Here is a 19,163-nt window from a genome sequence, read left to right on the forward strand (position 1 = left end):
TCCGCTCGCCGCCGTCTTGCTGTGCCCGACACTCAGTGCAGAGATCATCGCCATTCATGGAGCGGCCGGCTCAGGGCCGCGTTGACTGCGCGCTGCGTCTCCGACAACAACGGAACCGAGAATGATTCGCTCCCTTCGACAGACCTGGTTTTCCAACATCAAGAACGACTCGCTGGCCGGCATCGTCGTCGCCCTGGCGCTGATCCCCGAGGCGATCGCCTTCTCAATCATTGCCGGTGTCGACCCCAAGGTCGGCCTCTATGCATCTTTCTCGATTGCCGTGATCACCGCCTTTGCCGGCGGCCGGCCGGGGATGATCTCGGCGGCCACCGGCGCCATGGCGCTGTTGATGGTCACCCTGGTCCGCGAATATGGCCTCGAGTACCTGCTCGCCGCCACGCTGCTCACCGGCGTGCTGCAGATCGTCGCCGGCTACCTGCATCTGGGCGAGCTGATGCGCTTCGTCTCGCGCTCGGTGGTCACCGGCTTCGTCAACGCCCTGGCGATCCTGATCTTTCTGGCTCAGATTCCCGAGCTGACCGGCGTCACCTGGCATGTCTATGCGATGACCGCGGCCGGACTGGGCATCATCTACCTGTTCCCGCTGCTGCCGAAGATCGGCAAGGCCGTGCCCTCGCCGCTGATCTGCATCGTGGTGCTGACCCTCGTCTACTTGGTCAGCGGCATGGACATTCGCACCGTCGGCGACATGGGCGAGCTGCCCGACACGTTGCCGATATTCCTGTGGCCCGACGTGCCGTTGAACGTCGAGACGTTGGCGATCATCTTCCCCTACGCGGTGATGCTGACCGTGGTCGGCCTGCTCGAATCGATGATGACCGCGACCATCGTCGACGATCTGACCGATACGCCCAGCGACAAGAACCGCGAGTGCAAGGGGCAGGGCATCGCCAACATCGGCGCCGGGCTGTTCGGCGGCATGGCCGGCTGCGCGATGATCGGCCAGTCGGTGATCAACATCAAATCCGGCGGGCGCACCCGGCTGTCGACGCTGATCGCCGGCGTCGGCCTGTTGCTGCTGGTGGTATTCCTCAGCGACTGGGTGTCGCAGATTCCCATGGCCGCGTTGGTGGCGGTGATGATCATGGTCTCGATCGGTACCTTCAGCTGGGAATCGCTGCGCGATCTGAAGAAGCACCCCATGAGCACCAATATCGTCATGGTGGCCACGGTCATCGTCGTGGTCGTCACCCATAACCTGGCGATAGGAGTGTTCGTCGGCGTGTTGCTGGCCTCGCTGTTCTTCGCCAACAAGGTCGGCCGAGTGCTGTATATCGGCAATGCCATGAGCGAAGACGGGCGTACCCGTGAATACCGCGTGGTCGGCCAGGTGTTCTTCACCTCGGCGGATCGTTTCACCGACGCCTTCGATTTCAAGGAAACCGTCGAGCGGGTGAGCATCGATCTGACCCATGCGCACTTCTGGGATATCACCGCGGTCGGCGCGCTCGACAAGGTGGTGATCAAGTTCCGCCGCGAGGGCACCGACGTCGAGGTGATCGGCCTCAACGAGGCCAGCGCGACCATCGTCGATCGCTTCGCCATCCACGACAAGCCGGACGCCGTCGAGAAGCTGATGAGCGGCCACTGATAATAAGGAGCGACTACTAATGCGAGAGATAATGGCATGTATCGATGGCTCCAGCTTCTCGCCTGCCGTATGCGATGCCGCAGCCTGGGCCAGCCTGGTGGGTAGCACCACCACCGACATGATCCGCCATGCCAGCGTCCCCGTCCTGATCATCCGTTGATCGCCTGGCCTGGCTTCGACAGGCGCTGGGGTTCCGGCTGATCGGACCTGGCGCCATCGAAAGGGGCTTCTCGCGGTGCAATACCGGATGGCGGCCCGGAAAGGCCCTAAGCGCCTGCTCTGGGAGCAGGCTGCAGGCAGCGCGCTAACAGGGAGCTTCGATCATGAGTTACAAGGATGTCGTCAAGCAGTATCCGGGAGTTCTCGCGCTTTGCTTCATAGCGGTCTTTTCGGGAAACCTGGGACAGACCTTCGTCGTCGGATTCTTCCAACCGGCCATTTCCGAAACCTTTGCACTGACCAACGGGCAGTTCGGCATGGCCTACTCAGCGGTAACGCTGATCTCCGGTTTCTTGATCTTCTTTATCGGGCCTACGTTGGATTGGGTCCCCGCCCGCCTGTTTGCAGCATTTATCGTACTGGCCATGACGCTGGGGGTTCTACTTCTTACGCTGACGTCATGGCCCATTACGGCGCTTATCGGGCTCGGGTTGGTCCGGTTTTGTGGCCAGGGCTTGCTCACTCACCTGGGTACGACGGTTGTCGCCAAACAGGTCGCTCAGGCCCGTGGCCGCGCGCTTGCACTGGTCACCCTGGCGATGCCGATCGGCGAGGCGATACTGCCCTCCGCCATTGCGGGGGCCTTGCTTGTCATGGGCTGGAGGGAAGTGTGGTGGGTAATGCTGGCGACATTGCTGGTTATCTGGCTGCCTGTATTGACCTTGACTGACACTTGGCCAACGCCATCCCATCAGCATCATCCTAAAACAGATAAAAGCGACACCGACTCGTCTCCCCGGCCTTTGAGTGACATGCGCTTCTGGCGGCTCAGCTTGATGATGATGTCGATCGGGATAGTCAACACCGGAATTTTCGTATTTCAAGCGGACCTGGTCGGAGAGTTCGATGCGACGCCCTCGGCCTTTGCCGTGGGCTTTGCGCTGGCAGCAACGGGGCGCGTATGCGGCGCCCTGATCGCAGGGCGTCTGGTCGATAGGCTGGGTGCGGCAATGATGGCGCGTTTATATCTGTTCCCGCTGATGGCGGGTCTATTGATCGCCGTCGGCCTTCAAAATGCCTATGGAATTTTTGCCTACATGCTCTTGTCGGGCCTGGTCACCGGCATGCAGGAGCCGACTATAACGAGCCTGCTCATTCAAATATGGGGAAGCAGGAACCTGGCGACGCTGCGCTCGGTCTTTGCAGCGGGGATGGTATTCTCGTCAGGCCTGGCGCCTGCGGTGTTCGGCCTTCTGCTGGATGCCGGCATAGCGTTCACGACGATATTGTTGTTGATGGTCGCCATGGCCGCTATCGGATGGTTGCTGGCCTGGAAGCCCCTGCAGGAAGCTGCTCGTGGCGTCAGCCGGCAATAGAGCGGCTTGCCGTAATCACCTCTGTGCGTGGCCTTAATCTGCGCAGTCGATGCACTTGAGTACGGTCGGGTCCCATTGCAATCTTGCTAATGAAATCCATTCGCCACAGTCGATGCACTCGCCGAATTCGCCTGACTCGAGTCTCGCCAGTGCAGACCGGATTTTACGCAACGTGACTTGGCGTCTTTGCTCTTCGGCCTTGGCCATTGCCTGGGCCTGCATGGCGTCCATCCGCGAAAGACGGCCCACCGATGTCTGATCGAGCATGACCGTGGCACGCGAGTCGGTGCTATCGGCACTCTCTTCGAGCAGCTTGTCGCGGGTGCTGTGCAGCTTCGCAATGATGCTTTCGACATCAATCTCGGGGTGATTCATCGAACTCTCCAGTACGCTCGCGACAGGACCACGGCTAAACGGTAAGCCATGGCGAAATTCTAGGAGATCCAGATCCGGCTGTGTAGCGATTGCCCCGGGCCGATGCATGATCCACAGGCGACCGGGCTTCGCAGGATAGCCATGGACGGATGCCCTCGAGAGGCTGGTGAGCCGACTCCGATCGTCCCGGGGATGTGTCGGGTGCTGTTCACGGCGCACCGGATGAGTTAGAAACGAGGTAAATGGACAGAGAGGAAGGACGCGCGCGATGAGTGAGCAAGTCATGGCCTGTATCGACGGTTCCGGCTATGCGCCGGCGGTCTGCGACTACGCGGTATGGGCCAGCCAGCGGTTGGCTGCGCCATTGGTGTTCATGCACGTGCTGGACAACCATCCGCCACCGCAGGCCGGCGACCTGTCCGGCAATATCGGCCTGGGCAGTCGCGAACACCTGCTCGACGAGCTTGCCCAGCTCGACGAGCGGCGCGCCAAGGTCGCCCAGCAGCAGGGCCGGCTGATGCTTGACGAGGCCCGTCAGCGCGCCCAGCAGGAAGGCGTCGCCGAGCCCCAGACCCGCCAGCGCAACGGCGAGCTGGTCGAGACGCTGAGCGAACTCAGCGGCGACATCCGGCTGCTGGTGTTGGGCAAGCGCGGCGAGTCGGCGCACCGGGCCAGTGAGCATCTGGGCTCGAATCTTGAGCGCGTGGTGCGGGCGATGCATCGGCCGATCCTGATGGTGCCCGAGCGCTATCGCGCGCCCGAGCGGGTGATGATCGCCTTCGATGGCAGCAAGACCACCCGCAAGGGCGTGCAGATGATCGCCGATAGCCCGCTGTTCAAGGGCCTGGCCTGCCATGTGGTGATGATCGGCGCGGATATCGCCGATATCCAGGCCCAGCTCGACTGGGCGCTCGATATCCTCAACGACACGGGGATCAAGGCCCACGGGGCGATTCGCGCCGGCGAAGTGGAAGCCAGCCTGCACGAATACCAGCACGAGCACGCCATCGACCTGCTGGTGATGGGCGCCTACGGTCATTCGCGAATCCGCCAGTTGCTGGTCGGCAGCACCACCACGGCGATGCTGCGCAATGCCGACATTCCGCTGCTGCTGCTACGTTGAACGCCCAACCGACGGTACCCGCGCTATTCAAGGAGCCAACAGCATGATTCAGCGTCACGATATCCAGACCCGCATGAGCCGGGCGGTCATCCATAACGGCGTCGACGCATTGCTTGGCGAGGTCGGCGATCAAGGCCGAACACACCCAGCCGACCCCGCAGACCCGGCTGTACTGAGCCGCCGGGCGAGCGCCAGGGTCTACAGCGCGCTCTCGTCGGCGATCGCCGGCGGCGAGGGTTGGAACTGCAGCAGCGGTGCCAGGCGTTCCGCCCGGACTTCGCCGACCCGGCACAACTGGTCGGCGATCTCGGCGTACTGGCGCAGGATCGGCTCGATCAAGCGATACTGCGCAGGGTCGTTGCGGGCTTCGTCGGCGGTATCGGCGAGCCATTCGAAGAGCCGTGCCAGGCGGTGGTAGTTGGGATCGCCGCGCCCGGTATTGCCGCGTAGCGCATCGAGTCCCAGGCAACGCTGCACGCTGCGCTTGTTGGGATCGAGGCTGTCCTTGGCAAGCAGCATTTCGGCCTGATGAACGAAGCGCTCCATCAACTGGGCGGTCTCGAGACTGCGCTGCTGGCGTTGCTGGCCGGCCAGACTCTCGATCAGCGTCTGCTGCTGGTGACGCTGCTGGGCGACGATCACCACCAGCAGCACGACCAGGCCCATGGCGGCGACCAGCGCCAGGCCATAGACCCCGAATAGCGCCAGGGTGTCCGGCGCCAGCGGCCAGCTCGGCGCACTGGCGACGATGCCCAGCCCGCCCAGCAATAACGTGGCGACTACCACGAAAACGATCAGTGTTGTCACACCCGGCTCCCGGCTCCGGCGAGGCGGAACCCACCTCATCTCTGGCTGTTATCGGCTGCACGGACGATAACTTGACGATGTCGCTCGTCGCTGGACAGCTGCGTCAGCACAGCCCGCCATTGACGGCCAGCGTCTGGCGGGTGATGTAACCGGCATCGGGGCCGCACAGGAAGCTCACCGCGCCGGCCACTTCGTCGGCGCTGCCCAGGCGCTGCATGGGGATCGCCCGGCGCGCCTCGGCGAAGTCGCCGTCGGCGGTCATGTCGCTGTCGATCAGCCCCGGCGCCACGCAGTTGACGGTGATGCGGCGCTTGGCGAGCTCCACGGCGAGCGCTTTGACCGCGCCGATCAGGCCGGCCTTGGCGGCGCTGTAGTTGACCTGGCCGCGATTGCCGATCAGCCCCGAGACCGACGACATCACCACGATGCGCCCCGGCGCGCGGCGGCGGATCATCGGCATCACCAGCGGCTTCACCACGTTGTAGAAACCGTCGAGGCTGGTGTCGATCACGCTGTCCCAGGCCTCGTCGGTCAGCGCCGGGAAGGCGCCGTCGGCGGTGATGCCGGCGTTGCAGACCACGCCGTAGTAGGCGCCGTGTTCGGCGATGTCGGCTTCGAGAGTGGCGCGCGCCTGGGCGCGCTCGGTGACGTCGAAGCACAGCACGCGGGCTCGACGGCCCAGCCCGCGAATCTCCTCGGCGACCGCCTGAGCCTCCGCGATCCGGCTGCGGCAGTGCAGCACCACGTCGAAGCCGTCGCGGGCCAGGCGCAGGGCGATCGCCCTGCCGATGCCACGGCTCGAGCCGGTCACCAGGATCGTGCCGGAGACGCGGGCGGTCGTGGAGAGCGAGGCGTTGTCACGGGTCATGGGCGGCGTCCTGGGGCGGCTGATAGATGGTCAACCGGCCCTCGGCCAGCGGCGCGGCGCCGGGAGTATCCACTGCCAGGATCTCGCCGCTGAACTGACCGAGGCCGTTGGCGGCGACGCAATCGCAGCCAATGCGCACCTCGAACGTCACGCCAATCGAAAAGTGCGGTCTGCAACTGGTGTAATGCCGACTGCCCACCAGAACACCCATCGCCGACGACTCGCCGCGTTGCGCGGCCTGCCAGCCGGCCCAGGCCGCGACCGCCTGGGCCAGCCACTCGATGCCCACCCAGCCGGGGATGCCCTGGGCAGGCATTCCTGCGGCAGGCGCCCCTGCAGCCTCGGCGAACAGATCGTCGGCGCGCGGCGCGAGCCGGGCGGTCAGGCCGTGTTCATCGGCAGCGATTAGCGTGTCGAGCAGGCACATGCCCGCAGCGTGGGGGACATACTCGGCGATGGGTCGGGGCAGGGCGAGGGCGATGTCGGGGGGCGAGGCGTAAGTCATTCAATCCTCCCGGCTCAACAGCAGGCTGGCATTGTTGCCGCCAAAGGCGAAGGAGTTGCTCAGCGCATGGCGTGGCGGCCGGGCGGGCATGGGGTCGTCGACCAGCGTCAGCGGCGCCAACTCGGGATCGTAGGCGCCGTCGTAGACGTGGCGCGGCAATCGGCCATGCGCCAGCGCCAGCCAGCAGAACGCCGCCTCCAGCGCGCCGGCGGCGCCCAGCGTGTGGCCGGTCAGCGCCTTGGTCGAACTCACCGGCGGCGAATCGGCGAACAGCGCGCCGACCGCCAACGCTTCCATGCGATCGTTATGCAGCGTGCCGGTACCGTGCAGATTGAGATAATCGACCTGCTGCGGCGCGATACCGGCCTGCTCGAGCGCGCCGCGCATGGCCGCCAGTGCGCCGCTGCCGTCGGGGCGCGGCGCCGAGATATGGTAGGCGTCGGCGCTTTCGCCGACGCCGGCGAGCTGGATGCCGCCACGCTCGGCGGTGACCATGAACAGCGCCGCCGCCTCGCCGAGGTTGATGCCGTCGCGATGCGCGGAAAATGGCAGGCAGGGACGCTCGCTGACCGCCTCGAGGCTGGCGAAGCCGTTGACGGTCAGCCGGCACAGGCTGTCGGCGCCGCCGGCGATCACCGCGTCGCACTCGCCGGAAAGCAGCAACCGCCGGGCGCTGGCCAGCGCCCGGGCGCTCGAGCTGCAGGCGGTGGACAGCGCATACATCGGACCGGTCAGCCCCAGTTGCTCGGCGACGAAGCGCGCCGGCGCGCCGAGCTCCTGGCGGGCGTAGCGAAAGTTGTCGGGCAGCGGCGCCGAGCGTCCGGCGGTGGCCAGCGCCGCCTCGGTCTCGCCGATCCCCGAGGTGCTGGTGCCGATCACCACGCCAACACGCCTCGGTGAATAGCGCGTCAGCGCCGCCTCGAGGCTTGCGTCTAGCTGTTCGCCGAGCCGTTCCAGCGCGAGTGTCAGCAGCTGGTTGTTGCGACTGACATGCTCGGCGGGCCAGGCGCTGGTATCGGCCAGTGGCGTCGCGACCTGGCCCACCGGTAGCGGTCGTCCTGGCGTGAAGGCGTCGCTGACGGTGAGACCGCGGCGGCCATTGAACAGCGCTTCGGCGATGCGCTCATTGTCGTCGCCGAGGCTGCACACCATGCCGGGCGGCGAGAGTCGGCAGGGTACGCAGCGGGACGCGGCGTCGCTCATGGGGAATCCTTCAGCGGGATGATACGTAAACGGTACTGACCCTGACGATCGTCGAGCAATACCGGCTGGCGAGTGCCGGCGTGACTGTCGGCGGGGCTGATGCGGGCGATCAACTGATCGCGGTAGCGAATCTCCCGCGAGCGCTCGCTCAGCGTCAAGCGCCATGGCGTGCCGGCGAACGCCTCGCGCAGCGCCTCGGCGGGCCACAGGCACCACTGCAGCCGCGCCGCCAGCCAGTCGGCCGGCGGCAGGCGCTGCTCGATCTCGGCGAGCGGCACGTCGCCGGCGACGTAGCGACTGCCGCCGACGTCCTGGACCAGCGTCACCAGGCGCTGGCCGTAGGGAGTCAGCAGCGCCACGCGCAGCTCGCTGCCAGCGAGGCGAATCAGCGCGATCAGCGTCTGGGTCTCGCGGCGGTCATCGCGCTCGAAGATCAGCTGACGCTTGAGCGTCGCCGGCTCGGCGAGCACCGGCTGGCTGGGCGCGGGCGGCAGCGGCGGGGCCAGCGAACAGCCGGCGAGCAGCGCCAGCAGCAGCGCGGCGCCGAGCACTCGGGGATAGGCGATGCGACTCATTTCAGCGCACCGCGGCGGACGCGGCGCCGATCACGATCACATCAGCGTCGAATGCTTGCTGACTAGTCATGCGTTCTCCTGTCGCGTCGTCATGTCTGGCGAACGGACCCAGGGCACCAGCAGCCAGACCAGGGTCAGGCCGATCAGGCAGGTCAGGCCCAGGTTGTGCAGCGCCGGGGTGGCGCTGAAGGCCAGCAGGCCGAAGGCCAGCACGCTGGTCAAGGTCGACAGCGTGATCGCCAGCCAGGTGGCCGGATGGCGGCCATGCTCGGCGCTGAAGATGCCGGCGTCGAGGCCGATCCCCAGTACCAGTAGCATACCCAGTTGGCTGAACAGATTCAGCGGTATGCCGGCGATCGCGAACAACGTGAGCACACCGAGCAGCGCGCCCAGCGCCGGCGCGGCGACCCGCCAGGCGCGGCGGCGATAGCGCCAGGCCAGCACCAGCATGAGCCCCGCCAGCGCGGCGGCCACCCAGCCGGCGATGTGCCTGCGCAGCTCGCCGAGCAGCGCCGACAGCCGGGCGACACGGTCGACGTAGCTGACCGCGTCGTCGCCGGCGGCCAATTGCTGCAGCGCGGCGACCTCGTCGGGGGCGTCGACGCCGGTCAGCAGCAGCGTCGCCGCCAGCATGCCGGCTTGGTCGCCGCCAGCAGCGTCCACGCGACCCAGCCACAGCCGGCGATCGCGTTCGCCGGCGGGCATCGCCAGCCAGTCGGCGACGCGCAACAGCGGCACGTCGTCGAGAGTGGCCCGGGCGCGGGTCAGCGTCTGCGGTGGCAGCCCGGCGCGCTCGACCAGCGCGGCCAACGGCGCGCCGTAGAGCCGGCGCACCCGCGCGAGGTTGGCCCGTTGCTCGGCCGGCGGGGGCACGCGCTCGGCGAGGTTGTCGTAGCCGATCGCCAGGCCGGCGTCGATCCGCGCATCCAGTGCGTCGCCAAGCGCGGCCAGACGTTCGAGCAGGGCGGCCTCGTCACCGGCGCGTACCAGCAGGTAGTGGCTGCCGGTGTCGCTGCCCAGCAGCGTTTGCACCTGGCGCTCCTCGGCGAGTCGCTGCGGCGACGACGGATTGAGCAGGCGCAGGCTGTCGTTGACCTCCAGACGCCCGGCGACGATCGCCAGCATCAATGCCACGCCGAGCAGCGCCACCCCTGGCGACAGCCGCCGGCGCGGCGTGGTGGCGCGCCACAGCCGCTCGGCCAACCGCGCGGTGGCGGGGTGCGCCGGCAAGCGCAGCCGCGGCAGCCACAGCACCACGCACAGCCAGGCGCCGATCAGTCCCAGCGCGGCGAATGTCGCCATCTGGCGCAGCCCGGGCAGCGGCGTCAGCGCCTGGGCAAGATAGGCCACCAGGCTCGAGGCGAGTCCCAGCGCGAGCCCCGGCAACAGCGGACGCAGCCGAAAGCTCGCTCCCCGGATTGCGCGGTCGCTCTGCAGATGCAGGGCGTAGTCGATGGCCACGCCGATCAGGCTGGCGCCGAACGCCAGGGTGAGCAGATGCAGCCGGCCGAACAGCGCCAGGGTCAGCGGCAGGGCGAACAGCAGTCCCCCGATCAGCGGCAGCAACAGCGCCACCAGCGTGCGCGGCGAGCGAAAGACCGTCAGCAGGATCACGATCAGTCCGGCGAAGGCGCCAAGGCCGATGGTAGAGATCTCGCTGCGCGCCTGACGGGCGCCGGCGGCGGCGTGAAAGATCAGCCCCGATTGCAGCAGCTCGGCCTTGGGGTGGGCGCGCTCGAACGCCGCCAACTGCGCGACGAGGGCCTGCTGGGTCGGCAGCGCGTAGGGGCTGCCCGCCAGTTGGCCGGCCAGCAGGGCGCGGCGCGTGCCGGCGCCGTCGCGCACCGTCAACAGGCCCTGCCAGGCCTCGATGCGCGCGTCGTCCTGAACGTTCAGCCAGCGTGCGAGCAGGCCGAACGGGTCGCGCACCGGTTGCGGCGAGCCGAGTGGCGAGAACAGCCGTTCGAGGGCCGGCTCGATCAGCGTGGTACCGCCGTCGGCATCGATCGTCGCCTGCAGTGCCGGGGTCAGCAACCGATAGCGATAGTCACCCAACGTCTCGCTGGGGTCGGCGTCGGCAAGGTCGACGTCCCGCCAGTCGAGGCAGGCGAGATCGGGGAGCTGGCTCAAGCGTTCGGCCAGCGCGGCGCTGGCCTTGGGCAGATCGTCGGCGGCGAGCAGCAGCACGAAGCGATTCTCGAAGGGCTGGCCGAGCTGCGCGGAGGCCTGCTCGATCAGCGACGCCTGGCGATCCTCGGGCAGCAGTGCGGTGAGCCGGGTGTCGCTGGGCAGCCCGTCGCGCAACTGCCAGGCCAGCAGCAGCGTGCAACCGACGAGGATGGCTGCCCAAAGCCAGGCCAGGGGACGTGGGGAGAGCCAGGCTGCGGGGCGCGAAGAAAGCCAGGCCAGGCGGCGATGCGGCTCACTCGCCATCCGCGCTCTCGCCGTCCTGGGGCCTGTCCGCGTCGAGTGGGCGCTGGTCGCTGAAGGTCACGTTGAGCGTGTCGTCGTTGGCGGCGCGCAGGCGGAGCGTCTGAGGGTAGCGGCCGCCGGCGAGCTGAATGCTGTCCAGGCGTTGGCGAACGGCCTGCTGGCGCGGTACCAGGTCGACGCGCCAGGCCTTAGCGTCGCCGGCAAGGGTGATCTGAAAGCGCTGCTCGAGCGCGCGCCAGTCGCCGTCGAGCAGGCTCAACAGCAGCTCGGCGGCCTGCTGGCGGCGGCGATCGCCTTCGCCCCCCGACTCGTCAAGGCGCGTGGCATCCTGCGGGGTGAAGACCAGGCGCTTGTCGATCGGGGTCTCCAAGGTCCATACCACCCGCGTGTCGCGTTCGTAGCGAAAGCGCCCGCGGCTGACCAGCTCGGTGTCGAGATCGGCCAGATAGCGCGTCTGCTCGAAACGTCCGGCAATGTCGGGGGTCGCCGCCAGTCGCGCCTGCAAGTCCTCCAGCTCGAAGGCCCGCGCCGGGACGCTCCACAGCAGTAGCAGCAGTAGGCTCAGGATACGCATGGCGGGCTCCTTCTTGTCAGTGGCTTGGCGGCGACTCATGGTGCGCCGCGGTACAGCGGCGCGGCGAGCGTCTCGAGCTCAGCGCACAGCCGGCGCAGCTCGCTGTCCAGCGCGCGGTCTTCGCCGAGCGGGGCGATGCGCGTGCGGCATACGGCGACGAAGCCGGCGAGCGCCGGCGGCGGTGGGCCGGCCTGAATCTGGCGCAACTCGACGCCCTGACAGGCGGCGTGCAGCACCCCGGCGGCGACCTGTTCGGCGAGAGTCAGCACGCGCAGCGCATCGCGGGCGGCGATGGTGCCCATGCTCACCTTGTCCTGGTTGTGGCTTTCGGTGGAGCGCGAGAACACGCTGGCCGGCAGGGTGTGCTTGAGCGCCTCGGCGGTCCACGCCGAGACGCCGATCTGCAGCGCCTTGTAGCCATGGTTGAGCGGCGCGCGCTCGACACTGGCGCCGCTCAGGTTGGCCGGCAGGCCATGGTTGTAGCGTTCGTCGACCAGCAGCGCGAGCTGACGGTCGAGCAAGTCGGCGATATTGGCGACCAGCGTCTTCAGCGAGTCCATGGCGAAGGCAATGTGGCCGCCGTAGAAGTGGCCGCCATGCATCACTGTCTCGCCGAGCGGGTCGATCAGCGGATTGTCGTTGGCGCTGTTGAGCTCGCCCTCGATGAAGCCGCGCAGCCAGTCGAGGCTGTCTTCGAGCACACCGATCACGTGCGGCGCGCAGCGTGTGGAATAGCGATCCTGCAGGCGCGAGGCGTTGCGCGGCGGCTGCGCGTCCAGGGTGGCCAGATCGCCGCGTAGCCGCGCGGCGCAGCGTTGCTGACCGGGATGCGGCTTGGCGGCGAACAGCGTGGCGTCGAAGTGATAGGGATTGCCGGCCAGCGCCCAGACGTTGAGCGCCGTCAGGCGCGTGGCGAGCCTTGAGAGGCGCTCGCCGCGGGCGTAGGCCTGGCAGGCCAGTGCGGTCATCACCGCGGTGCCGTTCATCAGCGCCAGGCCTTCCTTGGGGCGCAGCCGGTAGGGCGCGAGGCCGCGCTCGGCGAGCGCCTCCGCCGCCGCGCGCCGGCGGCCATGGTCGTAGACCTCGCGCTCGCCGCAGAGCACCGCGGCGAGATACGACAACGGGGTGAGATCGCCGCTGGCGCCCACCGAGCCTTCGCTGGGAATCACCGGCACGACGTCGTGCTCGAGCAGCCAGGCCAGCCGTTCGAGCAATTCCCAGCTGACCCCCGAGACGCCGCGACACAGCGACACCAGGCGCACCAGCACCACCGCGCGGGCGGCCTCGACGTCGAGCAGCTCGCCCAGCCCGCAGCCATGGAAGGTGTACAGATGGTGGGGCAGCGCGGCGAGCTGCTCGGCGGGCACTGCACGGGTGCAGGCGTCGCCGTAGCCGGTGGTCACGCCATAGACCACGCCATCCTCGGCGAGCAGCCGTTCGAGAAAGGCCGGGCCGGCCTCGATGCGCGCCCGGAACGCGGCGTCTGCGGCCAGGCGCACGTGCGCCTCGCCACGGGCGACGCGGCAGACATCCTCGATGGCCAGCGGCGTGCCGTCGAGCACCAGGGTCGGGGTGTCGGGGTTCTCAGCGCTCATCGGCATGCCAGTAGGGAAAGAAGTTGAACCATTGCAAGGGATACTCGCGGCACTGCTCGCCGAGCCAGCCGACATAACGCCGCATGGCGGCCTCGCGCCACGCCTCGCGTTCGGCGCGCTTCAGGTGCGTGGTGTCGTCGAACGGCTGGAAGCGCACCCGGTGATGATCGCCCTCGCGCACGCAGCTCAGGGTATAGAGCGGGCAGCGCAGCAGCGTCGCCAACCAGAACGGGCCTTCGGGAAACGACGCCATGGCGCCGAGGAACTCCAGATCGCGGGTCCGGCCGTTCTCGGCGAGTGGCACCCGGTCGGCGGCGATCACCACGAAGCCGCCGTCGTTGATGCGTTGCGCCAGGCGCATGGCGGTGGCCGGGGTGATCTCGCTGACCTCGACGATCTCGGGGCCGCTTTGCTGCGTGGCGCGCTCCATCAGGGCATTGAATTTCCGGGCGTTGCGGGTGTGCATCAGCTGCGAGACGTGAAAGTCGTCACGGGTGTCGCTCATCGCGCTGCAGATTTCCAGATTGCCATGATGCGAGACCAGCATCAGCCCGCCGCGCCCGCCGGTGATGGCTTCGTCGAGGCAGGCGCGGTCGGCGGCGTCGAGGCGCACGTCGAGCGGCACGCCGCTCCAGGCGTCGACCTTGTCCATCAACGACTGACCGAAGACCTGGAAGTGGCGCAGCACCAGACGCTGCGGCCAGCGCGGCGGATGCCCGGCATGCTGCGGCCAGATGCGCATCAGGTAGTCGCGCGAGGCGCGCCGCGCCAGCGGGTGGCGAATGAAATAGTAGAGGATCACCCACTGCAGCATGAAGGTGAACGGCAGCCGGCCCAGCCGGCGGCGGATCCAGACCATGATCCGCATGCCGGCGACGCTGCCCGATTCCTGAATGCGCGCCCAGTGCTGTCGCGGCGCCTCTCGCGTGGCACTCACCGGCGTTTCCTCCGTTGCGTCAGGCGCCGCCCCAGCAGCCGCGGCAGGCGGATCAGCATGCCGGCGAACAGCCTGAGATGCATCAGCGTCAGCAGGACGTTGTCGCGGGCCATGGCGAAGTGCGACACGCCATCCAGCGGGTAGTGTACGCGAACCGGCAGGTTGATCACCTCGCCGCCGGCCCACAACCAGCGCACCGGCAGTTCGGTGTCGAACTGCATGCGTTCGCCGCAGCCGTGGGTCTCGACCAGCCGCAGGGTCGCGGCGACGGGGAACAGCTTGGCGCCGCACATGGTATCGCGCAGCGTGAACGACAGGGTGTTCAGCCACACCAGCGCGTGGGTCAGGTAGCGCGCATAGTAGCGGTGGCGGGGCACGCTGGCGTCGAAGCGCGGGTAGCCGATGCGCAGGCGCTGATCGGCGCCGTCGAGGTCTTGAAGGAACGCCGGCAGGTCGGCCGCCTCGTGCTGGCCGTCGGCGTCGACTTGCAGGGCGTGGCTGAAGCCTAGCCGGGCGGCTTCGCGCAGCCCGGCCTTGACCGCCGCGCCCTTGCCGCGATTGATCGGCAGGCGTACCAGGCTGACATCGTCGGCCTCGGCCAGGCGCTCGAGCAGTGCCGCGCACGCGGCGTCGCTGCCGTCGTCGACCAGCAGCAGCGGGATGCCCAGCGGGCGCACGCCTGCGCAGGTCGCGGCGATCGCCCCGGCATGGTTGTAGACCGGGATCAGCACGCAGGGATTGGCCGCATCAGCCATCGTCCACCTCCGTCGCGCGCTCGGCGGCGAACGCCACCCGCCCGCTGGCGTGGCGGCCGCGCGCGCTATCGACGCTGAAACCCAGCGATTGCCGGTCGCCGCTGGCGGCAGCCAGATTCAATACCAGCCGCGCTCGCTCGCCGGGCAGCAGCAACAGCGGGAACTTGACCCGCTCGAGGCCCTGAAAAGGCGCGGCGAGGGCGAACTGCTCGCGGGCCAGCTGACAGGCCCACTGCACCAGCACCACACCCGGCACCACCGGCTGGCCGGGAAAGTGACCGTCGAGAAAGGCGAGCCGTTCGGGGACTTCGAAATCGATCAGACAGCGCCCCTCGCCGCTGTCGATGGCCCCCAGCCAGCGCGGTTGGCGGCGGTCGTCGAGATCGCGAAATAGTCGCGAGACCAGCGCCGCGGTGAGTTTGCCCTGGGCGTTGCTCGGCCAGTGGGCGACGAAGCGCCAGTAACGCGGGACCACCGTCGGCTCGTAGCCGGCCAGCAGCCGGCTGCGCAGACTGGCGATCAGCGTGCGTCGCGCGGTGTGCTCATGGGGCAGGTCGACTGCGTCGAGGCGCACGATCGCGCCGAGCCGGGTGGCATGCTGCGCAAGGGTCACGGTGCGTACCTCGCGCACCCGCGGGTCCGCGCCGAGCGCCCGGTCCATGGCGGTCAGCGAGACCCGCTTGCCGCCGACCTTGGCGATGCGGTCGCTACGTCCCAGCAGCCGAAAGCCGTTGTCGCCGGGCTCGATGCGGTCGGCCTGGCGCTGCCAGTCGCGGGCGGCGATGAACGGCGAGCGCAGCCACAGCTGGCTTTGCTCATCGGCACGCACTTCGATGCCCGGCAGCGGCGTCCAGCGCTCGCCGTGGTGCTGGTCGCGCCAGGCGATGCCACCGGTCTCGGAACTGCCGTAGATTTCCAGCACCGGCGCGTCGAGCAGCGCGCGGGCCCGGGCGCTGGCCGCGGCGGACAGCGGCGCGCCGGAGGAGTGGACGTAGGCCAGCCGCGCACGCACCGCCGGCCAGTCGAGGCTTTCGGGCAGGCGCTCCAGCGGCGGCGGGGCGCTGATCAGCACCGCCTCGTCGGCGGCCAGTGCCGCAAGCCAGGCGTGCAGCGTCTCGGGGTAGCGGCAGGTGGCGTCGGCCAGCGGCGCGCCTTCGCAGAGCGGCCGCAAGATGGCGAACAGCAATCCATAGATGTGCTGGTGGCTGACCTGGCTGATGACCAGCCGTGCGCCGAGCGGCCAGAGCGCCTGGTGGGTGGCCAGTTCGGCGTCGAGCTGGGCAAAGCGCTTGTCCAGCCGCTGGGGCTCGCCGCTCGAGCCCGAGGTGTACAATGTCAGCGCTCGCCGCTCGGGGTCGAGCCGGCCCCAGCGTGGCGCTCGGCCGGGCGAGCCGGGCACCTGTCCATCGGCGATGTCGCCGAGCCGGGCGCGGGTCAGGCGATCGGTGGCGGCGAGCGTCTCGGGGCGGTCGTCGGCGGGCAGCAGCGCGCTGTCGCCGCGCTCCCACAGAGCGATCAGCGCGGCGGCGAACTCCAGCGGCGCGCGGGCGTAGAGCGACCAGTGCTGGCCGGGTTCGGCGATGGCATCGAGGCAAGCCTGCCAGGCGCCGATGCGTTGCTGGAATTCGCCGAGCGTCACGACGCGCGACGCGGTTTCGGACGCTGTGCACCCGGCACGCCAGCCGACGCGGCGCCCTGGCTCGCTGGCGCGCCAGGGCGCCGAGAGTAGCGGGGATGCGGTCATGAGGCGCTGTTCTTCTTGAGGCGTTGACGCAGGCACCAATCGCCGGCGAACAGCAGCGCCATCGCGGCATAGGCGACGCCGCCGTTGTAGAGCGTCCACAGGGCGCGATCGCCGTGGATCACCGTGGCCAGGGCGAGGCTGGCGTTGATGGCGAAGAAACCGCACCAGACCTGGGTCACGCGGCGCGTGTAGCGTACCCCGCTGGCGGGAAGGTCGGGCTGTTCGCGGCGCGCCAGGCGCTCGATGACGCTGGGTGGATGGGTCAGCGACCAAGCGAACACGCCGAGCAGCGCGACGTTGATCACCACCGGCCAGAGCAGCACGGTAAGCGCGGCGTGACCGGCCAGCGCCAGCAGCGCGGCGGGGATCAGCACCACGCCGCCCCAGCGTCGATAACCCGTTGGCAGCCGCCAGCAGGCCAGCCCGGCAACCAGCGTCAGCAATGCCCAGCCGCCGGCGCGCTCGGCGAGCAGCCCCGACAGCCAGGGCCAGCCCAGCGCCAGGGTGCCGAGCAGCAGGTTGAGCAGGGCGCTCGGCCCGGCGGTGGATTTGCTGAGGGGCGTGTTCGTCGCGGCCATCGGTGCGTGCTTCGCTGCGGACTTGTCGGGTTGCCTGATTGGTTACTTGACGCGGCGTGCCTCGACCAGCGCAGCCAGACTGTGAAGGTTGGCGAAATGCTGGCGAGTGTCCTCGCTGTCGGCCTCGAGCTGGATGCCGTAGCGCTTCTGCAGGGCCAGGCCGAGCTCGAGGGCATCGATGGAATCCAGCCCCAGCCCCTCGACGAACAGCGCCTCGTCCGGGTCGATGTCATCCGGCGTGACGTCTTCCAGTTCCAGGGTGTCGATGATCAAGTGCTTGAGTTCGCGTTCCAGCTCGGTGGTCATCGGTGGATCCCTCTTCCCATGGGGGGCTGTTGAAATAATCTTCCAGGCGCCGCGTCAGGTCGCGAGCGGCCTGTCGTGAGGTGTCGCCGCTGGCGAGCGGCGCCAAGGGGACGCCGATCTCGATATGAAAACAGGGGCGGCTCGGCGGCACACGATACCATGCTTCGCCCTTGGTCAGGGTGGCCGGGGCGCAGCGAATGCGCACCGGGGTGATCCAGGCGCCGCTGGTCAGGGCGATCGCCGCCGCACCGCGCCGTAGCCGGACGGGCCGGCCGGGCAGCGAGCGGGTGCCTTCGGGGAACACCAGCAGCGGTTGGCCTGCGGCGAGCGCGCGGCGGGCCGCACCGATTACCGTGCGCGGTTCGCAGGTGGTGATATAGCCGGCTTCCAGGATCACCCGGCGCAGGGTGGGGTTGTCGGCCAGCTGGCCCTTGACGATGCAGCAGGCGTCGGGAGTCGATGCCAGCAAGAACAGCGCGTCGATCAACGTGGGGTGGTTGGCCAGCAGCAACCGTCCGGGCATGTCGAGGCGCTCGATGTGGTCGATACGCACAGCGATCACGCCGAGCCGGCGCAACGCCTTGATGAGACCGTGACAGGCAAGACGCACGAGTCGGCGCACGCGGCGCTGGGCGCTATGCGGGTGACGCGAGGCAAGTCGGATCGGCGGCGCCAGCAGCCAGCCGATGATCAATGCGCACAGGCCGAACGCGATGAAGCCCAGCGCAGTGCCGACGCCGCGCCATAGCCGAGACAATTGCCAGGTGCCGGGCTGTGCCTGAATGGACATCAGTCGTCGAGCTGCCATGCCAGGCCGCGCCGAGGGCTCAGAAGCGGCGCTCCGCAGGCCAGCCAGTCGATGACGTCGACCGGCTGCGGCGCGCCGTGAGCACCGATGTTGGTGTCGGTGGCCGGTTCGCTGCGCACGCGGCGTCCACGATCGGCCGTTAAAACCAGCGCCACGGCGGCCGTGCCGCGGCTGGGCGGGGCGTGTTCGACAAAGCGCGCCGGCACCGGGGCATCGCTGAATACCGCGATGACCCGCGGCTCACCAGCGGCCAGGTAACCGCGCACCTCGCTGAATAATGCAGCGAGCTCGTCGCCGCTGGCGGCCAGCGCCTGCAGCGAGCGGCGATTGTCGTTGGCGATCGAATGCACGCCGAGGATGGCGTTGTGTACCGACATGCCAAAGCGCGCCGGCGACAGTACGTCGCCTTCGGCCAGGGCATAAAGCAGCTCCAGGGTGCGTTCACCGTCACCGTGTCGGGATGCATGAATCAATAGCGCCGTGCCCTTGGGGTCGAGCTCGGCGAGCATGTCGCAGACCGCGCGCCCCAGACCATTGAGCCGCCGGCGCAGCATGGCCGGCAGCGACTGCCCGCCGGGGCGTTCGCTCGTCGAAAGGCGTGGGTCGTCGTCGCTGGCGGTGGGGCCATGTTGCTGCCCGGCCGGCTGCCAGGCACGCCAGTCGCGAAGATACATCGGGGCCGTGGTCATGATCGAGTCCTGGGTTGCCGGTAACATCCGAGCGGCCTGACAACCAGGCGCTGCATTCAGGATCATACCCTACGCGAGTCATCCTCGGCAGGCCATCGGCATGATGTCGCTCAGGCGAGCAGACCCAGACTCGAGTGCGGA

The 19,163-nt window shown here is 68.4% G+C and carries 20 protein-coding genes; 4 read left to right on the forward strand and 16 right to left on the reverse strand.

The window, feature by feature from the left end; translation table 11 throughout:
* The first annotated feature begins 121 nt into the window (after positions 1-121).
* The 3 genes from HALZIN_RS0102665 (at position 122) to HALZIN_RS0102675 (ending at position 3,147) form a co-directional block, all read left to right on the forward strand.
* Positions 122-1,612, forward strand: a complete 1,491-nt coding sequence (locus HALZIN_RS0102665; protein WP_031382705.1) for a SulP family inorganic anion transporter — start codon at positions 122-124, stop codon at positions 1,610-1,612.
* 19 nt (positions 1,613-1,631) lie between these two features.
* A complete protein-coding gene (locus HALZIN_RS18030; RefSeq protein WP_160171082.1) occupies positions 1,632-1,772 on the forward strand; it encodes a hypothetical protein in 141 nt (46 codons plus the stop codon).
* A 163-nt stretch (positions 1,773-1,935) separates the two neighbouring features.
* A complete protein-coding gene (locus tag HALZIN_RS0102675; protein WP_031382706.1) occupies positions 1,936-3,147 on the forward strand; it encodes an MFS transporter in 1,212 nt (403 codons plus the stop codon).
* 33 nt (positions 3,148-3,180) lie between these two features.
* Here the strand turns inward: HALZIN_RS0102675 and HALZIN_RS0102680 are convergent, their stop codons facing one another.
* Positions 3,181-3,522, reverse strand: coding sequence for a TraR/DksA family transcriptional regulator (locus HALZIN_RS0102680; protein ID WP_031382707.1), 342 nt, complete (start codon positions 3,520-3,522; stop codon positions 3,181-3,183).
* Positions 3,523-3,790: 268 nt separating this feature from the next.
* On the opposite strand from HALZIN_RS0102680, the gene HALZIN_RS0102685 reads away from it, so the two are divergent.
* Positions 3,791-4,645 (forward strand): universal stress protein, encoded by an 855-nt coding sequence (locus HALZIN_RS0102685; protein WP_031382708.1) that lies wholly within the window; start codon positions 3,791-3,793, stop codon positions 4,643-4,645.
* A 198-nt stretch (positions 4,646-4,843) separates the two neighbouring features.
* On the opposite strand, the gene HALZIN_RS0102690 is transcribed toward HALZIN_RS0102685, so the two are convergent.
* The 15 genes from HALZIN_RS0102690 to HALZIN_RS0102760 all read right to left on the reverse strand — a co-directional run bounded on the left by HALZIN_RS0102690 (position 4,844) and on the right by HALZIN_RS0102760 (position 19,022).
* Positions 4,844-5,452 carry a hypothetical protein gene (locus HALZIN_RS0102690; protein WP_031382709.1) on the reverse strand — a complete coding sequence of 203 codons (609 nt, stop codon included), beginning with the start codon at positions 5,450-5,452 and terminating at the stop codon, positions 4,844-4,846.
* Positions 5,453-5,555: 103 nt separating this feature from the next.
* Positions 5,556-6,320, reverse strand: a complete 765-nt coding sequence (gene fabG / locus HALZIN_RS0102695; protein ID WP_051907341.1) for a 3-oxoacyl-ACP reductase FabG — start codon at positions 6,318-6,320, stop codon at positions 5,556-5,558.
* Positions 6,310-6,825, reverse strand: a complete 516-nt coding sequence (locus HALZIN_RS0102700) for a hotdog family protein (protein WP_035575107.1) — start codon at positions 6,823-6,825, stop codon at positions 6,310-6,312. Before HALZIN_RS0102700 ends, fabG begins: the two co-directional genes overlap by 11 nt.
* Positions 6,826-8,028, reverse strand: a complete 1,203-nt coding sequence (locus HALZIN_RS0102705) for a beta-ketoacyl-ACP synthase (protein ID WP_031382712.1) — start codon at positions 8,026-8,028, stop codon at positions 6,826-6,828.
* Positions 8,025-8,603, reverse strand: coding sequence for a DUF3261 domain-containing protein (locus HALZIN_RS0102710; RefSeq protein WP_031382713.1), 579 nt, complete (start codon positions 8,601-8,603; stop codon positions 8,025-8,027). The genes HALZIN_RS0102705 and HALZIN_RS0102710 overlap by 4 nt, the downstream gene beginning before the upstream one ends.
* A gap of 66 nt (positions 8,604-8,669) precedes the next feature.
* Positions 8,670-11,036 (reverse strand): MMPL family transporter, encoded by a 2,367-nt coding sequence (locus tag HALZIN_RS0102715; protein ID WP_236254950.1) that lies wholly within the window; start codon positions 11,034-11,036, stop codon positions 8,670-8,672.
* On the reverse strand, positions 11,026-11,610 hold the full coding sequence (locus tag HALZIN_RS0102720) for a LolA family protein (protein ID WP_031382715.1): 585 nt from the start codon (positions 11,608-11,610) through the stop codon (positions 11,026-11,028). Before HALZIN_RS0102720 ends, HALZIN_RS0102715 begins: the two co-directional genes overlap by 11 nt.
* Before the next feature lie 35 nt (positions 11,611-11,645).
* The gene (locus HALZIN_RS0102725) at positions 11,646-13,205 is read right to left on the reverse strand and encodes an HAL/PAL/TAL family ammonia-lyase (RefSeq protein WP_031382716.1); all 1,560 of its coding nucleotides are present in this window, start codon (positions 13,203-13,205) and stop codon (positions 11,646-11,648) included.
* Complete coding sequence (locus tag HALZIN_RS0102730) at positions 13,195-14,142, reverse strand: LpxL/LpxP family acyltransferase (RefSeq protein WP_031382717.1); 948 nt, start codon at positions 14,140-14,142, stop codon at positions 13,195-13,197. Before HALZIN_RS0102730 ends, HALZIN_RS0102725 begins: the two co-directional genes overlap by 11 nt.
* Positions 14,139-14,897 (reverse strand): glycosyltransferase family 2 protein, encoded by a 759-nt coding sequence (locus HALZIN_RS0102735; protein ID WP_031382718.1) that lies wholly within the window; start codon positions 14,895-14,897, stop codon positions 14,139-14,141. The genes HALZIN_RS0102730 and HALZIN_RS0102735 overlap by 4 nt, the downstream gene beginning before the upstream one ends.
* Entirely contained in the window at positions 14,890-16,641 is a 1,752-nt protein-coding gene (locus HALZIN_RS0102740; RefSeq protein WP_035575109.1) for an ApeI family dehydratase, read from the reverse strand. The genes HALZIN_RS0102735 and HALZIN_RS0102740 overlap by 8 nt, the downstream gene beginning before the upstream one ends.
* Positions 16,638-17,219 carry a COG4648 family protein gene (locus tag HALZIN_RS16690; RefSeq protein WP_035575110.1) on the reverse strand — a complete coding sequence of 194 codons (582 nt, stop codon included), beginning with the start codon at positions 17,217-17,219 and terminating at the stop codon, positions 16,638-16,640. Before HALZIN_RS16690 ends, HALZIN_RS0102740 begins: the two co-directional genes overlap by 4 nt.
* 42 nt (positions 17,220-17,261) lie before the next feature.
* Positions 17,262-17,525 (reverse strand): phosphopantetheine-binding protein, encoded by a 264-nt coding sequence (locus HALZIN_RS0102750; protein ID WP_031382721.1) that lies wholly within the window; start codon positions 17,523-17,525, stop codon positions 17,262-17,264.
* A complete protein-coding gene (locus HALZIN_RS0102755) occupies positions 17,449-18,315 on the reverse strand; it encodes a lysophospholipid acyltransferase family protein (RefSeq protein WP_051907342.1) in 867 nt (288 codons plus the stop codon). Before HALZIN_RS0102755 ends, HALZIN_RS0102750 begins: the two co-directional genes overlap by 77 nt.
* Positions 18,315-19,022 carry a beta-ketoacyl synthase chain length factor gene (locus HALZIN_RS0102760; RefSeq protein ID WP_031382723.1) on the reverse strand — a complete coding sequence of 236 codons (708 nt, stop codon included), beginning with the start codon at positions 19,020-19,022 and terminating at the stop codon, positions 18,315-18,317. Before HALZIN_RS0102760 ends, HALZIN_RS0102755 begins: the two co-directional genes overlap by 1 nt.
* Positions 19,023-19,163 lie beyond the last annotated feature (141 nt).

This window comes from Halomonas zincidurans B6, from assembly GCF_000731955.1.
In the GTDB taxonomy this organism is placed as follows: Bacteria; Pseudomonadota; Gammaproteobacteria; order Pseudomonadales; family Halomonadaceae; genus Modicisalibacter; species Modicisalibacter zincidurans.

Excerpts from the sequence above, each read along its gene's own strand:
- HALZIN_RS18030 (WP_160171082.1), top strand. The coding sequence starts at position 1,632 with ATGCGAGAGATAATGGCATGTATCGATGGCTCCAGCTTCTCGCCTGCC.
- HALZIN_RS0102750 (WP_031382721.1), bottom strand. The coding sequence starts at position 17,525 with ATGACCACCGAGCTGGAACGCGAACTCAAGCACTTGATCATCGACACC.
- HALZIN_RS0102740 (WP_035575109.1), bottom strand. The coding sequence starts at position 16,641 with ATGACCGCATCCCCGCTACTCTCGGCGCCCTGGCGCGCCAGCGAGCCA.
- HALZIN_RS0102705 (WP_031382712.1), bottom strand. The coding sequence starts at position 8,028 with ATGAGCGACGCCGCGTCCCGCTGCGTACCCTGCCGACTCTCGCCGCCC.
- HALZIN_RS0102755 (WP_051907342.1), bottom strand. The coding sequence starts at position 18,315 with ATGTCCATTCAGGCACAGCCCGGCACCTGGCAATTGTCTCGGCTATGG.
- HALZIN_RS0102685 (WP_031382708.1), top strand. The coding sequence starts at position 3,791 with ATGAGTGAGCAAGTCATGGCCTGTATCGACGGTTCCGGCTATGCGCCG.
- HALZIN_RS0102675 (WP_031382706.1), top strand. The coding sequence starts at position 1,936 with ATGAGTTACAAGGATGTCGTCAAGCAGTATCCGGGAGTTCTCGCGCTT.
- HALZIN_RS0102700 (WP_035575107.1), bottom strand. The coding sequence starts at position 6,825 with ATGACTTACGCCTCGCCCCCCGACATCGCCCTCGCCCTGCCCCGACCC.
- HALZIN_RS0102735 (WP_031382718.1), bottom strand. The coding sequence starts at position 14,897 with ATGGCTGATGCGGCCAATCCCTGCGTGCTGATCCCGGTCTACAACCAT.
- HALZIN_RS0102680 (WP_031382707.1), bottom strand. The coding sequence starts at position 3,522 with ATGAATCACCCCGAGATTGATGTCGAAAGCATCATTGCGAAGCTGCAC.
- HALZIN_RS0102710 (WP_031382713.1), bottom strand. The coding sequence starts at position 8,603 with ATGAGTCGCATCGCCTATCCCCGAGTGCTCGGCGCCGCGCTGCTGCTG.
- HALZIN_RS0102715 (WP_236254950.1), bottom strand. The coding sequence starts at position 11,036 with ATGGCGAGTGAGCCGCATCGCCGCCTGGCCTGGCTTTCTTCGCGCCCC.
- HALZIN_RS16690 (WP_035575110.1), bottom strand. The coding sequence starts at position 17,219 with ATGGCCGCGACGAACACGCCCCTCAGCAAATCCACCGCCGGGCCGAGC.
- HALZIN_RS0102665 (WP_031382705.1), top strand. The coding sequence starts at position 122 with ATGATTCGCTCCCTTCGACAGACCTGGTTTTCCAACATCAAGAACGAC.
- HALZIN_RS0102720 (WP_031382715.1), bottom strand. The coding sequence starts at position 11,610 with ATGCGTATCCTGAGCCTACTGCTGCTACTGCTGTGGAGCGTCCCGGCG.
- HALZIN_RS0102760 (WP_031382723.1), bottom strand. The coding sequence starts at position 19,022 with ATGACCACGGCCCCGATGTATCTTCGCGACTGGCGTGCCTGGCAGCCG.
- fabG (WP_051907341.1), bottom strand. The coding sequence starts at position 6,320 with ATGACCCGTGACAACGCCTCGCTCTCCACGACCGCCCGCGTCTCCGGC.
- HALZIN_RS0102725 (WP_031382716.1), bottom strand. The coding sequence starts at position 13,205 with ATGAGCGCTGAGAACCCCGACACCCCGACCCTGGTGCTCGACGGCACG.